Origin of the sequence: Brevibacillus sp. HD3.3A (genome assembly GCF_013284375.2) — a bacterium.
Lineage (GTDB): Bacteria > Bacillota > Bacilli > Brevibacillales > Brevibacillaceae > Brevibacillus > Brevibacillus parabrevis.
This window is the reverse complement of sequence record NZ_CP085874.1, coordinates 3,308,167-3,322,509: the sequence shown is the minus strand read 5'-3', so window position 1 is coordinate 3,322,509 and position 14,343 is coordinate 3,308,167. Positions and strand designations below refer to the sequence as shown.

Sequence of the window (14,343 nt, the reverse complement as noted above, 5' to 3'; positions counted from 1 at the left end):
TTAGTAAGCGACTTTCCACATGTAACGTCTGGTCGAAAGCGGGTGGTTGCGGGCATCTGCGAGTTCATTGGCAAACTGGCGCAAAACGTAATTCAATACGAGCGGAGCGATATAGCCGCGCAGATCGTCGGCGATTTCGGACAGGTCGAACTCTTTGGCATCCAATGTGATCAGCTTTTCGCCGTACTGCTGATTGAACGTCTGCACGCGCTCTTCCAGCGGGCGAGTCTCGTCCAGCCCAAGCAGTTGAATGACGGGCACGTTTTTGTCGAGAATTTCGAACGGACCATGGAAATATTCTCCGGCGTGGATCGCATGCGAGTGAATCCACTGCATTTCCATCAGGATGCAGATCGCGAAGGAGTAGGCTACGCCGAAATTGGCTCCGCTGGCGATGGTGTAGATGATGTTTTCGTCCTTGTTGGCTTCCCCGAACGCTTTTGCCCGGTCCATAAACTGACTTTTCGCCCGATCATACACGGTTTGCAAGCTTTGCAGGGACTGGATGAAGCGGTGGAATTTGGCGTTTTCTTCTTTGACGTAGAGCAGTCCTGTCACGAGTTGATACATGATCGAGTAGTTGGTTTCAAAAGCGGGCGCGTCCGGGCCATAGCTGTACGTGATGACGTGCTCCGACGCTTCGGCCAATGGGGAGGACGGTTCGTGGGTCAAGGAAACGGTGAGGGCGCCTTTGCTGCGGGCAAATTTGGCTGCTTCGGCCGTCTCAGGCGTATTGCCGGAGTGGGAGCACAAGATGACGAGCGACTTCGCGCCGAGCGTGGCGGGGTTGCGGTGAATAAATTCATTGGAGCTGTACAAGTCCGAGTAGATCGTTTTCGCTTCGCGGTCGAGCCAGTATTTGCTTGGATACATCAAGGCAGATGATCCGCCGCAAGCGACGAGAAAGACGTTTTCGATCGGGCGGGAGCTGATTGCATCCAAAGCTTGCTGAACGTGAGGATGTAACATGAGAAGACCTCCTTGAAATGAATGGATTGGTTATATAACAATATATAACATCTTATAAACAGACAATCAACTGATTTTTCGAAAAATTTACCAAGAAGCCGTCCACAACAAAAACACTGGATGCTTCGTCCAGTGTCATTGGCTGCGGTTTTGCCCGGTATTGATGGTAAACGTGACGCGATCGGTCGGGATCAGCGAGCTGGAAGAGTGGAAGGGACTGCCTGTGTTATCGTAAGCTACCTTGTCGATCTGGTAGAGCGGCGTGCCGATGGAACAGCGCAGCAGTTCGGCTTCTTCCTGGGTTGCCATGATCACATTCAGCGTTTTCAGGTTGGAGGCAGGCTCGACCTGGTAGTATTTTTTCAGCACCTGATACGTCGAAATCGACTCGGCAATATACTTTTCCAGTTGGGGGAAGCGCGTCAGCGGATAGTAGACGGTTTCCCAAACAAGCGGGGCGTCGTTGACGTAGTGCAGCCGCTTCAATTGCAGGATCGGCGTCCCGACGGCTATTTGCAAAGGGGACGCGATCGCTTCGTCCGCCTCGATCAGCGCGGTTGAAATAATTTGCGGCTGCGGCAACTGCCCGGTCTGGGTGAGAAACTCGGAAAAGCCGTTGACTGCGATCAGCTCACGCTTCAATTTGGTAGCCGTGACGAACGTGCCTTTTCCTTGCTGGCGCTGCAAAATGCCAGCCTCGACCAGCTCCGTGATGGCTCGGCGGGTCGTAATCCGGCTCACCCCGTACATTTCGCACAGTTCTCCTTCCGGCGGGAGTTGCTGACCTGACTTGTATACGCCACGATTGATATCTTCTTTGATGACTTCCTTGAGTTGGAGGTAGAGCGGCTTGTGACTCGCGTTATTTAATTTCATCGCTTTTGTCTCCGATCAAAAAATTTTAAATCGTCTTATAATAATATATCATATTTCGGTCATGCAAGCATTTTCGCAAAAAGGCGCTTCACTGGCATTACGCTTGACGGGACGCTATGATAAACATAATTGTTGGTGGAAAGGACTGGTACATATGGCTCGTGTCTTATTCGTTAACGGCGGCTCGGAAGGACATGTCAACCCGACAGTCGGCGTGGTCCAAGAGCTTGTTTCGCGGGGGGAAGAGGTCGCGTACGTTGCGATTGAAGCTTATCGGGAACGCTTGGAGCAGGCGGGCGCTACGGTATGGACTTTTGACGGACAAAAATTCATCCAGGCGTTCATCTCAGGGGGCAGAAATTACTTGCTGCAGAGAGTCAACGGACTTTTGCACACAGCGGATATCGTCATCCCGAGCGTTTTGGAGCAGATAAAAGGCGAGCAGTTTGATTATATCATTCACGACTCCATGTTTGGCTGCGGCCGATTGCTTGCCGAGATGCTCCAGCTTCCGGCGATTAGCTCTTGTACTTCTTTTGCCCAGACGAAAGCTTCTTTCGAGGAGACGCTGGAGCAGCTTTCGCGCGAAATGTCTCTAGAGTTGAGGAAAGCGAGCGAAGAAGAATTTCAACGCCTGACAGCCAGCGTGCAGGAAAAGTACGGGGTACAGATTCATTCGCCTTACGAAGTGTTTTGCAATCCGGCACCATTGAGCATTGTTTACACATCAAGGGAGTTTCAACCTTTTGCAGAAGCGTTCGACCATACATACAAATTTGTCGGCCCATCGATCGCTCCGCGCTACTCGCAAGATCGCTTCGATCTAGCGCAAATCAAAAAGAACCATCCGATTTACATCTCATTGGGCACCATCGTGAACCACTCGATTGACTTTTATCAGCTTTGCTTTCAGGCATTCGGCAATACAGAGCATACTGTTGTCATGTCGATCGGGAACAGAGTGCAGCTTGCTGATCTGGGAGACATCCCTGAAAACTTCTTGGTGAAAAGCTATGTTCCCCAGCTCGATGTGCTCCAGCATGCCAAACTGTTTATTACGCATGGCGGGATGAACAGTGCGAGCGAGGGGCTTTACTACGGGGTGCCGCTCGTTGTTCTCCCGCAAGGCGCGGATCAGCCCGTCATTGCCGGACAAGTTGCCAAGCTGGGGGCAGGACTTGCTTTGGACATGCAAAACTTGACCGCAAGCGAACTGCGCGAAGCCGCCGAGCAGGTGCTTCAGCAGCCGTCCTTCCGCAAAGCTGCTGCAACGGTCAGCGAATCGTTTCAACGAGCAGGCGGTTATCGGCAAGCGGTGGATGAGATTTTGCAGTGGAGAGGTCGGTAGCGGTTGGAAGGAACTCGCAGACGACCAGAGCTTGTATCGCAATGGACGCCTGAGAGATTGCCACGACATTTTCTCGTCACAAGTTTGTCATTTCTATAAAAAAGTGGAAAAAGATTGAAATTGACTGGCGGATGGATTAAAATTTTTCTAAAGGAATTACGGACGTTAGCAAACATGCGATCATGAGAAGTCAGGGAAGTATTCGTTCGAAAAAGCCCCGTTTGAATCTAATAGCACAGCAACCTGAGTGAATCTATTGAAGCTTAGGCACTTTAGAGGAATGAAGGGGTCATACGGCAATGCAGCGCAGTGGAGTGTATCGGCAGATTGATACATGAAAGGGCGAAGCATTGCCGTTTTTGGTATGTTTGCCATTCAAAAGCGAAAGAAGTTTCAAAGATGATGGAGGAATCGCTAGACATGGAGCAAATCACGTACTATCCACTGACTCATCCGCAAAAAAGAATCTGGTCAATCGAGCAGATTTATCCTGACACTCCTTTGCACAACATTGGCGGAACCGTAATGATAAAAGGCACTGTACAGATGCCCGCGCTTGAAAAAGCGATTCATCTGCTTATGGAAAAACATGAAGCTTTGCGGCTGCGAGTTTTGAACCGCAGCGGAGAGCCGCAGCAATACGTGAGTCCGTTTGCCCCGTTCCCACTGGACTATATCGATTTCTCAACAGGCAAAGAGCCGCGAAAAGATTTTGCCGATTGGGTGCAAGCGGAAGCGAGAAAGCCGTTCGTCATCGAAAACGAGAGGCTTTTTTATTTTGCCCTGTTTCGCATCTCGGACGAAGAGCATGGCTACCTGGTCAAGTTGCATCACATGATCGCCGATGGCTGGTCGATCAACATTATGACCGAGCATATTCGAGAACATTACGGCAAGCTTGTGCGCGGAGAGGAAGTCTCTGACCATCAGCCTGCCCCGAGCTACCTGGCGTACATCGACCACGAGCGGGACTATCTTGCGTCGGAGCGCTTCTGGAAAAACCGGACGTTTTGGAACGAGAAATTCCGCGATCTTCCTGACGCGTATGTGGAAAAAAGCTCAGACACGTTGCCGGGAAACCGCATCACGCATGAATGGAGTGCCGAGCTTTCCAATCAAGTAAAAGAGTGGGCAAAAGTAAACAACTGGTCGCTGAATACCATTTTTGTGGCGCTGTACTTGCTGTATGTACACAAGTTTACCGGGCGCGAGGATCTCGTGATTGGCACGCCGGTGCTCAATCGATCCGGGAAGCAGCAAAAGAGCATGTTTGGCATGTTTACCAGCACGATGCCGTTTCGTTTTACCATCGACGATCGCTGTTCTGTCGCGGACATGGTGGCTCGGGTCAACAGGGAGCTTTTGGATTGCTTTTTCCATCAGCGCTATCCGTATGACTTGCTGATCCAGGACGTGGAGCTGAAAAAAAGAGGCTACCATCAGCTGTTTGATGTGTGTATCAATTACTACAACACAGCGCTCCAGACGGATTGGGACGGCTGCGCGGTCGAGAATGTCGAGTTTTACAGCGGGCACCAAATTTATTCGATGCAGCTCGTCATCAAGGAATGGTCGGACTCCGGTCGCATCAGCATCAGTTTTGACTACAAAACGAGCGACTACGCGGAAGAGCAGATCGAGGATTTGTTTGCTCGTCTGACCGCTTTGACCCGGAAAATCGTGGCCCGGCCCGACGAGCCGATCAAGCAGCTTACGCTTTTCTCCGAGGAAGAGCAGCAAAAACTGGTAGTGGAGTACAACCGGACGGATGCCTTTTATCCGCGCGACCAAACGATCTATCAGCTTTTTGAAGCGCAGGCAGCAAAAACGCCGGACAAGCTCGCCGTCCAATATGGCGAAAAGTTTTTGACCTACCAGCAATTGAACGAGAAAGCCAACCAGCTTGCCAGATATTTAAAAGAACAAGGGGTTGGACGAGAAACGATCGTAGGCTTGTTGACCACGCACTCTTTGGAAACCGTGATCGGGCTGATTGCCGTCGGAAAAGCGGGCGGCGCCTTCATGCCGATCGATCCTGACAATCCAGCCGAGCGAACTCGCTATTTGCTGCAAAACTCCGGCACCCAGCTTTTGCTGACGAATGTGGACCCGGCGGACGAGTGGGGCTTCACTGGACAGATCATCCGCCTGCCGGACGTCGACTGCACAGCGTATGCATCCACTAACTTGCAGGCTGAAAGCGCGCCTGCGGATATGGTGTACATGATTTATACATCCGGTTCTACGGGCAGGCCGAAGGGCACGATGGTGGAACACCGCGGGCTGGTCAATTACATTTGCTGGGCGAAAAAGATGTATGTCAAGCAGGATGACGAGGTGTTCCCGCTCTATTCGTCTTTGGCGTTCGACCTGACGATTACCTCCGTGTTTACTCCGCTGATTAGCGGCGGCACGATCATGGTCTACAGCCACACAGAAGACGAGTATGTGCTGTTTCGCATTTTGCGTGAGAACAAAGCGACAATCGTCAAGCTTACGCCATCGCATTTATCTTTGTTAACAGATCGTGACAATCGGAATTGTTCGGTGAAAAGGTTCATCGTAGGCGGTGAAAATTTGAAGGTCAGCCTCGCCAAAAGCGTCTGCGACAGCTTCGGAGGAAACATCGAGATTCTCAACGAGTACGGCCCAACCGAGACGGTGGTCGGGTGCATGATTCACGCTTTTGATCCCGTGACGGACACAAGAGCCGCTGTGCCCATCGGGAAGCCGGCCGACAATGTCCGCATATACGTACTGGACAAACAGTTGGCTCCTGTCCCGACCTACGCTGTCGGGGAAATGTATATTGCGGGCGACGGAGTGGCGAGAGGGTACTTCCGCAATGAGGAGCTGACCAGAGAGAAATTTATCGACGACCCGTTCGTTCCTGGCGAGCGGATGTACAAGACGGGAGACCTTGGCAGGTTTTTGCCGGATGGCAAGCTGGAGTATTTGGGCAGAGGCGACCAGCAAGTCAAGATCAGAGGCTACCGGGTTGAATTGGGCGAAATCGAAAACCAGTTGCTCCAGCACCCGCTTGTAAAAAAGGCGGTTGTCCTCGACAGGGAAGACAAACAGCAAACCGTGATGCTGTGCGCCTATTACGTCGCGGCGGGCGAGATCGCCAGTTTTGAGCTGAAACAGCATTTGGCACGGCAGCTGCCGGATTACCTTGTCCCTCATCATTTCATCGAGGTAAAGGAAATCCCGCTCACAGCCAACGGCAAGGTCGACACGCGCTCCTTGGCTGAGATCGAGTTGCCAAGCACGGAACACATCGAATATGACGCTTATTCGAGCGAAAAAGAAAAGCAGTTCATTCAGACAGTGGAAGAAGTTCTTGGCGTCCGGCAGATCGGTCGCAAGCACAACTTTTACCATATGGGCGGAGACTCGATCAAAGCTATTCAGATCGCTTCCAAGCTGAGTGCGAAAGGCTACCAGATCAAGGTCAAGGAGATGCTGTCCACCCCCATCATGGAGGAGATGGCCATGCTTGTCGAAGAAGTTCAGCTGACTGTTGTCGAGCAGGGGCTGGCGGAGGGCAGCATTTTGCCTACGCCGATCGTTGCCTGGTTTTTTGCCCGGTCATTCCCCAGCCCGCAGCATTATCATCAGACTGTTTTCGTGGAAATCAGCCCGGCCGTTACGGTAGAAATGCTGGAACGAGCGCTGTTCAAGCTTGTGGAGCACCACGACAGCTTGCGCATGAACGTCAGAGCTGCTCACGGCGATTTGTTCTACAACAATGACCACTTGCTGGCCCCGTATCCAATCGAACAGCGCGAGTTTACGGACATTGCTCATTCCGAGCGCTATGACAGGCTAGAGCAGGTGGCGCATGAACTGGCGGAGCGCACAGACTTGTCCCGCGACCTTTTGCTGAAAGCTTGCCTGATTCATCTCGGAAGCACGCGCCATTTGCTGCTGTCTGCCCATCATCTGCTAGTAGATGGCGTCTCCTGGCGAATCATCCTGGAAGATTTGAACGCGCTGCTCAAGCAAATTTGTCTCGGACAAGCGGTGGAACTTCCTTTGAAGACGCATTCCTATCAAAAATGGGCAGAGTCTTTGGCTGGCTACTGGCGAGGCGAGGGAGAGGCGGGGGCAGAAAAAGAAAAAGCGTACTGGGAAGCGGTCTTGCAAAAGTTTGTGCCGTTTCCGACTGACCATGATTACGGCGCAGACCGTTTGGCTGTCAGCTGCCCCCTTTCTGCCGAGCTGGGCAAGCAGGAAACGCTGGCACTTTTGACCGAAGCCAATGCTTCCTACAATACGGAGCCTGTCGATCTGCTGTTGACGGCTTTATTCATCGCGATCCGCGAACATACAGGACAGACGGATATCGTAATCGAGACGGAGGGGCATGGGCGAGAACAGCTTGCGGAAAAGCTGGATATCGGCAGGACGGTCGGATGGTTCACGAGTCTCTACCCGTTTGGCCTCTCGCTCACAGACGGAGCTTTGTCCGAGCAGATCAAGCATGTCAAGGAGACGCGAAGAAACGTACCAAACAACGGAATCGGTTACGGCATTTTGCGCTATTTGGCAAAGACTGTCCCGGACTACGCCCCCCAGACGGTCAGGTTTAATTACTTGGGCGAGTTTGCCCAAACGTTTGACGGCGGCTACGTGAAACTGCTCGGCGGTGCTTTCCAGCAAAACACCAGCCCGGACAACCCGCTCACTTGCCTGATCGATGTGAACTGCTTTGTTCTGGATGGTCAGTTGCAAATACGGCTTGCCTTTAGCCGGAACAAGTTTACGGAAAGCAGCATGCAGCGCTTTTTGGGCAACTTCCAGCGCCATCTGGGCGAGATCATTCTGCATGGCAGCCAGCACGGAGCGAAGGAGTTTACCCCTTCTGATTTTGACACAGTGGAGCTTACGCAAGAAGAGTTGGACAATCTGTTCATTTGACGGCGGAAAATTCGGGATGAGAGGTTAAGTGTATGAGAAAAGGAATCGCGGCATGGCTTGTCCTGCTTTTGCTCACCATGACTTTTCCCTGGAAATTACAGGCAGAAACAGCGGCAACAACCAGTTTGGACGAACAAAAAATCGCAGCCATCGAAGCTTGGATCGAGGAAAAAATGCAGGACGGCAAAATACCGGGGGCATCTGTCGTCATTGTCAAAGGCGAAGAGACGATCTACAACCGCGGGTTTGGCTATGCGGACGTGGCCGCGCAACGCCCGGTGACGACACAAACGCTGTTTGAGCTTGGTTCTACGAGCAAAGCGTTTACTGGCCTGATCATGCTGGCGCTGGAAGAACAAGGACTGCTCAGCTTACAAGACCCGGTGCAAAAATATCTCCCGTGGTTTCAGATGAAGGATGCCAGAGGAAATACGCCGCCTATTACGCTGGAACAATTGCTCCACCATACTAGCGGAATCCCGTTCCGCTCGATTGGCGAGATTCCGGCAGGCGAAGAGGCAGACGCGCTGGAGCGGACAGTCAGGGCAGCCGCAGGACAGACGCTCGATTTTTCTCCGGGAGAACGCTTCCTGTATGCGTCGATCAACTACGATGTCCTCGGATTGGTCGTAGAAAAAGTGACGGGGAAGTCTTTTGAACAAGTGGCAAAAGACAACGTGCTGACGCCGCTCGGCATGCAGCATTCCTACCTGTTCCGTCAGGAAGCCGAGCAGCATGAAATGGCCAAAGGCTATAAAATCGGCTTTTTGGGAGCGCGAGAATACGAGGCTCCTGTGTATCGGGGCAATACGCCAGCCGGATACATCATTTCCAATAGCGAGGATATGGCAATCTGGCTGAAAAAGCAGCTCGGTTCGGGAGCAAACGAACAGGTGAGCAGCGAGCTGATTAGAAGGTCCCATCAGCCGGATCGCTCTGTTTTTCCGGGCGGCGACGGCTCCTCGTACGCTGCGGGCTGGTTCGTCTACCAAAAAGGCAGCGGCGAGCTGTCCCACGGCGGAAGCAACCCGAATTACTCTTCCTCGGTCGTCATTCGCCCGGGCGAGCAGCTGGGAGTAGCGGTATTAACCAATATCAACTCGGCTCACACACAGGCGATGGGTCAGGGAATCATGGAAATTTTGCAAGGCAAGCAACCGCCGGAAAACGTTTCCGACCTTTACAGCAGTGTCGACAAGGTGGCGGTTGTCATTTTGTGCATCGCGATCCCGTTGATTGCGGTTACCGCCTGGTTTGCCGCCAAGGCGCTCGGCGAAATCGCCCGAAAACAGCGGCGTCCATCCGCAGGGTTTGTGAAAAACGCGTATCGCTTTGCCGTGCTGCTCGTCTGTTTAGGGCTGTGCGGATACTGTTTTTGGCAAATTCCTTCCGTCTTGTTTGACGGGCTGTCCTGGAGCTTCGTCGACGTCTGGGCGCCTGCAAGCTTTGTGGTCGCCATCTTTAGTTTGTTTGTGGGGATTGTGCTGTTTTCCGTCTATTACTGGATGACGGTTGTGTTTCCAAAAGCGAATGACCGGACCTTTTTTCCGATCATCGTCCTCAGTACCGTCAGTGGATTGGGCAATGCGCTGATTATTTTTATCATCAACGAGGCGCTCAACCATACTGACCGTTTTCAGGGCGGCTTGTTTTCCTTTTTTATCATGGGCATCCTCATCTACGTGTGCGGACAAAGGTTGGTCAGGGCCAAACTGATTACGATCACAAACGAGATGGTGTTCCAAAAAAGAACAGAGTTGATCGACAAAATTCTCAACTCTCCGTACCAAAACATTGAAGCCATCGAAAAAGAGCGCATCTACTCCGTGTTGAACAACGATACGGAAACGATCAGCGGCGTGTCCAACATCTTGATTTTCGGGGTCACCAGTCTGGTTACTTTGCTGTGTTGCTTCATTTATTTAGGCATGGTCAATCTGTATGGCCTGCTCATTTCCATTGTCGTGATTTTGGTCGCCGCCGGGCTTTATTTTCTCGCAGGTCGGTATGCCAATCGCGTGTGGGAAGAGACGAGGGACATACAAAATGCCTTTTTCAAGTTCATCAATCACATGATTGGCGGTTTCAAGGAGCTGAGCATCCATAAGGGAAAGAAAGGGCAATTCCAGCAGGAGTTGCAACAAAGCTGCGACACGTACCGGATCAAGCGGATTCAGGGGGATTTGAGTTTCGCCAACGTGTTTGTGATGGGCGAGCTGCTGTTCACCTTCGTGATCGGGGTCGTTGCGTTCATTTTCCCTGTCGTCTTTACGGATATTGCCAGCAGTTCCTTGCGAGCCTACATTTTTGTGTTCCTGTATATGACAGGCCCTGTGCACGGCGTTTTGGATGCGATCCCGAATTTTATTCGCGTGCGGATTAGCTGGAATCGGTTGAATGAACTGTCGAGACAGCTAGAAGTCGGTGAGGACAAACAGGAGGGGCAAAAGACAGAAGCACTTCCATCTGGGGGAGACATTCATTTGGAGGCCAGAGCTGTTGAATATCATTATAAAAACGCCGAGGGCGAGCAGTTTACTGTCGGTCCGGTCAACCTGAGCTTCCATTCTGGTCAGGTCACTTTCATTACGGGCGGGAACGGGAGCGGGAAATCGACATTAGGCAAGCTGTTGGTGGGATTGTACAAGCCCGACCGGGGTGAACTGTTGGTGAATGGTCAGCGCCAGGAAGAGCTGGGGCAACATTTTGCCGCCATTTTCAGCGATTTTCACTTGTTCGAGAAGTTGTACGGCATCAACGTCAATCAAAAAGAACAAGAAATACAAGAATATTTGCTGAAACTCGGCATCGACCATAAGCTGCACATCCAGAATGGCGGCTTCAGCACGGTCAATCTGTCTACGGGCCAAAGAAAACGGTTGGCCTTGTTAGTCAGTTGCATGGAGGATCGACCGATCTATTTCTTTGACGAATGGGCTGCCGATCAGGACCCTGAGTTTAGAGAATATTTTTACAACACACTTCTGCCTGAGATGAAGCAAAAAGGCAAGTGCGTCATTGCGATTACGCATGACGACAGGTATTTCCATGTAGCCGATCAGCTTTTGAAAATGGAAGTCGGGCAGATCGCTCATGAACATGTGAAACAGCATGCATGAGAATCTCTGGGTAATGCGGGAGAGGAGGGGAGGCGGCAGAGCGCAAAATGAGAGAAGCCACAGGATAGGATGAGTTCGTTACGCTGTCTACTATGAGAAAAGGATGATTGCTGAAAATGAAAACATTCGAATCGATTGGGATTGTCGGAGCCGGGATAATGGGCTCGGATTTGGCTTTGGACCTGGCTAGTCACGGATATCGCGTCATTTTGAAAGATTTGCATCCCGACATTGTGGAAAAAGCGAAGCAGAAGATGCGCGAAGACTTCAAGCTGGTCAAGCTGATGAAAAAAGAGATTCCGGTAAAAGACATAGAGCAGGTGCTCGCCAACGTATTGTTCACCACGACTTACGATGATTTTTCTGCCGTGCCGTTCGTAATTGAAAACATCACCGAAAATTGGGAGGCCAAGAAGCAGGTCTACCTTGAGCTGAAACAATATTGCCCGGAAGACACGATTTATGGCGTCAATACAAGCTGCATCTCCATCACGAAGGTCGGCTCGCTGCTGCCCAAGCCGGAAAATGTCATCGGGATGCACTTCATGAATCCGGTGCCGCTCAAGCAGATGGTGGAGATCATCCGTGGCTACTACACGTCCGAGCAAACGATCGAGAAAATCAAAAGCTTCCTGAAATCAGTCGACAAAAAGCCTGTACTGGTCAACGACTCGCCCGGCTTTGTCACAAACCGCGTGCTGATGCTGATGATTAATGAATGTATTTGGGCGATTCACGATCAGGTGGCGACGCCGCAGGACCTCGACAAAATATTCCGCTTGGGGTTCAGCCATAAAATGGGTCCGTTGGCAACCGCGGACTTGATCGGGCTCGATACGATTTTGCACTCGATTGAAGTGTTGTACGAGAGCTTCAACGATCCTAAGTATCGCCCGTGCCCGCTGCTGGTCAAAATGGTCGACGCCGGACTGCTTGGCAAGAAAAGCGGGAAAGGGTTTTTCGATTATACGGCGGCGTCTCCATTGGCGCACAGTGCCAGATAAGCCGTGTGCCGGACGAAGCCGATCAAAATTTCATGTAAAGGAACATGCAAATGGAGCTGAAAAACGGGATTAAATGTGTCGTCTGGGATTTGGACAACACGGTCTGGAAGGGCGTTTTGTCGGAAGGAGACGATGTTGCCCTCTATCCGCAAATCAAGGAAATCATGGAACAACTCGATCAGCGCGGCATTTTGCAGTCGGTGGCAAGCAAAAACAATTACGCTGACGCGATGCGCAAGCTGAAAGAGTTTGAGATTGACCACTATTTTTTGTACCCGCAAATTCATTGGGAGCCGAAGTCCAAATCCATCGGGGCGATCCAGCAGGCGATCAACATCGGGATGGACACGCTGTTGTTCGTCGATGACCAGCCTTTTGAACTGGACGAAGTGAAAAGCGTGCACGATTCGATCAACTGCCTGCACGCCGAGCGCTATACCGAGCTGCTGACACACCCTTCGCTGATTCCGGCTTTTATTACGGAGGACTCGAAAAAACGGCGGTTAATGTATTTGCAAGACATGGAGCGTCAGCAGGAGGAAGAGTCTTTCACAGGCACGAGCGAAGAGTTTTTGAAAACGTTGGACATGAAGTTCATAATCAGCGAGGCGCAGGAAGATTGCCTGAAACGCGCGGAGGAGCTTACGGTCCGCACGAATCAGCTGAACTCGACGGGGCGGATATACAGCTACGACGAGCTGAATTATTTCCGCCATTCGCCCGACCACAAGCTGTTCGTGTGCGAGCTGACCGATAAGTATGGCTCGTACGGAAAAATCGGAATCGCCCTGGTCGAAATGAACGAGACGCACTGGCATATCAAATTGCTCATCATGTCTTGCCGGGTGATTTCCAGAGGCGTTGGCACCGTATTGCTGGCACACATCATGCAGCAGGCCAAGCAAGCCGGCAAACGATTGCTGGCCGACTTTAAAAATACGGAAAGAAACAAAATGATGTACGTTTCCTATCGTTTTTCCAACTTTAAGGAGGTTTCCAAAGAAGAAGATGGCTTTGTCATCTTGGAAAACGATTTGACCCAGATTCAAAAATTCCCGCCTTATATCGATGTGCTCGTTTCGTAGGAATGACTATCCAACCCAAAAAAGGAGAGTTTACACATGCAACTTCAAGAACAAATTCGCAACTTTATTCTGGCCAATCTGGTTGTATTCGACGATGAAGTGGAATTTAGCGATGACGACAATATTTTTGAACTGGGCTTCGTCAATTCCTTGTTCGCGATGAAGCTGGTCACGTTTATCGAAAGCGAATTTCAGCTGACGATTGAAAGCGACGAAATGGAAATTTCCAACTTCAATACGATCAACAACATCGTGAACTTTATCCAGTCCAAATCGGTGTACAAATAAGTGAAGCAGATGATTTACACGACGAAAAATACAAGTGCTGATTTCAATTGGACGGAGTATTTTACCACGCTTAACAGCGGAGAGACACCCGGTGTCGATGCAAACCTATATTTTCAAAACGTCCGGGAACTTTTGCGCGAAAATGCTCACTTGCTCGGCTTGGTGCTTGGCGACGTGCTTCGAAAGCTGTTGCGAGACGTTCCGGTCAAGCCCGAGCCGAGAGTGCTGGAGCTTGGCGCAGGCACCGGATTTTTGACGCGGCTTTTGCTGACGATGTACCAAGGAAGCGGGGTTTTGGTCGATAATTGCCAAACCTCCTTCGACGCCTATAACCAAGTCGCGCATAACCATGCGGATCGCATTACGTACTTGCTCGAAGACTTGTTCACGCTGAAGCTGACAGAAACGTTTGATCTTGTTTGCAGTTTTGGTTTGATTGAACATTTTAAAGAGAAGGCCGAAATCTTGTCCATCCACAAACAGTTTTGCAAGGAGGATGGATATTTGATTTTGATCGTTCCGATGGATAGCTTTTTGACGCGTGCCTATTACGAAGTTCACCCAGAAATCAACCTGGGATACCGAGAGCTGCTGACCAAAAAAATCGCTTTGGAGCAGCTCAGAGCCAGTGGTTTGCAGCCGATTCGCGCAGAAGTCAGTCAGGGCTATGTCTACGATTTTTTGACGATTTTATGCAAATAAGCAAAGCGTAGACAGAAGCACATTTTGAA

General features: G+C 51.0%; 9 protein-coding genes. 7 read left to right on the top strand and 2 right to left on the bottom strand.

The features are described 5' to 3' along the window. Together HP435_RS15245 and HP435_RS15240 are read right to left on the bottom strand one after the other, a co-directional pair. On the bottom strand, positions 1–969 hold the full coding sequence (locus HP435_RS15245) for an SIS domain-containing protein (protein ID WP_173598181.1): 969 nt from the start codon (positions 967–969) through the stop codon (positions 1–3). A gap of 135 nt (positions 970–1,104) precedes the next feature. Next, the gene (locus HP435_RS15240; RefSeq protein ID WP_122966451.1) at positions 1,105–1,845 is read right to left on the bottom strand and encodes a GntR family transcriptional regulator; all 741 of its coding nucleotides are present in this window, start codon (positions 1,843–1,845) and stop codon (positions 1,105–1,107) included. 154 nt (positions 1,846–1,999) lie between these two features. Here HP435_RS15240 and HP435_RS15235 point away from each other — a divergent pair, with 154 nt between their 5' ends. The 7 genes from HP435_RS15235 to HP435_RS15205 all read left to right on the top strand — a co-directional run bounded on the left by HP435_RS15235 (position 2,000) and on the right by HP435_RS15205 (position 14,314). After that, positions 2,000–3,193, top strand: a complete 1,194-nt coding sequence (locus HP435_RS15235) for a macrolide family glycosyltransferase (RefSeq protein WP_173599995.1) — start codon at positions 2,000–2,002, stop codon at positions 3,191–3,193. Between the two features lie 420 nt (positions 3,194–3,613). After that, on the top strand, positions 3,614–8,116 hold the full coding sequence (locus HP435_RS15230) for a non-ribosomal peptide synthetase (protein ID WP_229049685.1): 4,503 nt from the start codon (positions 3,614–3,616) through the stop codon (positions 8,114–8,116). Between the two features lie 32 nt (positions 8,117–8,148). Next, entirely contained in the window at positions 8,149–11,235 is a 3,087-nt protein-coding gene (locus HP435_RS15225; protein WP_173599994.1) for a cyclic peptide export ABC transporter, read from the top strand. Between the two features lie 116 nt (positions 11,236–11,351). Continuing rightward, positions 11,352–12,239 (top strand): 3-hydroxyacyl-CoA dehydrogenase family protein, encoded by an 888-nt coding sequence (locus HP435_RS15220; protein ID WP_173599993.1) that lies wholly within the window; start codon positions 11,352–11,354, stop codon positions 12,237–12,239. A 56-nt stretch (positions 12,240–12,295) separates the two neighbouring features. Beyond that, on the top strand, positions 12,296–13,324 hold the full coding sequence (locus tag HP435_RS15215) for an HAD-IIIC family phosphatase (protein ID WP_173598188.1): 1,029 nt from the start codon (positions 12,296–12,298) through the stop codon (positions 13,322–13,324). Positions 13,325–13,360: 36 nt separating this feature from the next. After that, positions 13,361–13,612, top strand: a complete 252-nt coding sequence (locus HP435_RS15210; RefSeq protein WP_122966456.1) for an acyl carrier protein — start codon at positions 13,361–13,363, stop codon at positions 13,610–13,612. A 9-nt stretch (positions 13,613–13,621) separates the two neighbouring features. Next, on the top strand, positions 13,622–14,314 hold the full coding sequence (locus tag HP435_RS15205) for an SAM-dependent methyltransferase (protein WP_229049952.1): 693 nt from the start codon (positions 13,622–13,624) through the stop codon (positions 14,312–14,314). Positions 14,315–14,343 lie beyond the last annotated feature (29 nt).

What these genes read in the sequence shown, in the direction of transcription:
- HP435_RS15245 (WP_173598181.1), bottom strand. Translation starts at nt 969, where the DNA reads ATGTTACATCCTCACGTTCAGCAAGCTTTGGATGCAATCAGCTCCCGC.
- HP435_RS15210 (WP_122966456.1), top strand. Translation starts at nt 13,361, where the DNA reads ATGCAACTTCAAGAACAAATTCGCAACTTTATTCTGGCCAATCTGGTT.
- HP435_RS15220 (WP_173599993.1), top strand. Translation starts at nt 11,352, where the DNA reads ATGAAAACATTCGAATCGATTGGGATTGTCGGAGCCGGGATAATGGGC.
- HP435_RS15235 (WP_173599995.1), top strand. Translation starts at nt 2,000, where the DNA reads ATGGCTCGTGTCTTATTCGTTAACGGCGGCTCGGAAGGACATGTCAAC.
- HP435_RS15205 (WP_229049952.1), top strand. Translation starts at nt 13,622, where the DNA reads ATGATTTACACGACGAAAAATACAAGTGCTGATTTCAATTGGACGGAG.
- HP435_RS15240 (WP_122966451.1), bottom strand. Translation starts at nt 1,845, where the DNA reads ATGAAATTAAATAACGCGAGTCACAAGCCGCTCTACCTCCAACTCAAG.
- HP435_RS15225 (WP_173599994.1), top strand. Translation starts at nt 8,149, where the DNA reads ATGAGAAAAGGAATCGCGGCATGGCTTGTCCTGCTTTTGCTCACCATG.
- HP435_RS15230 (WP_229049685.1), top strand. Translation starts at nt 3,614, where the DNA reads ATGGAGCAAATCACGTACTATCCACTGACTCATCCGCAAAAAAGAATC.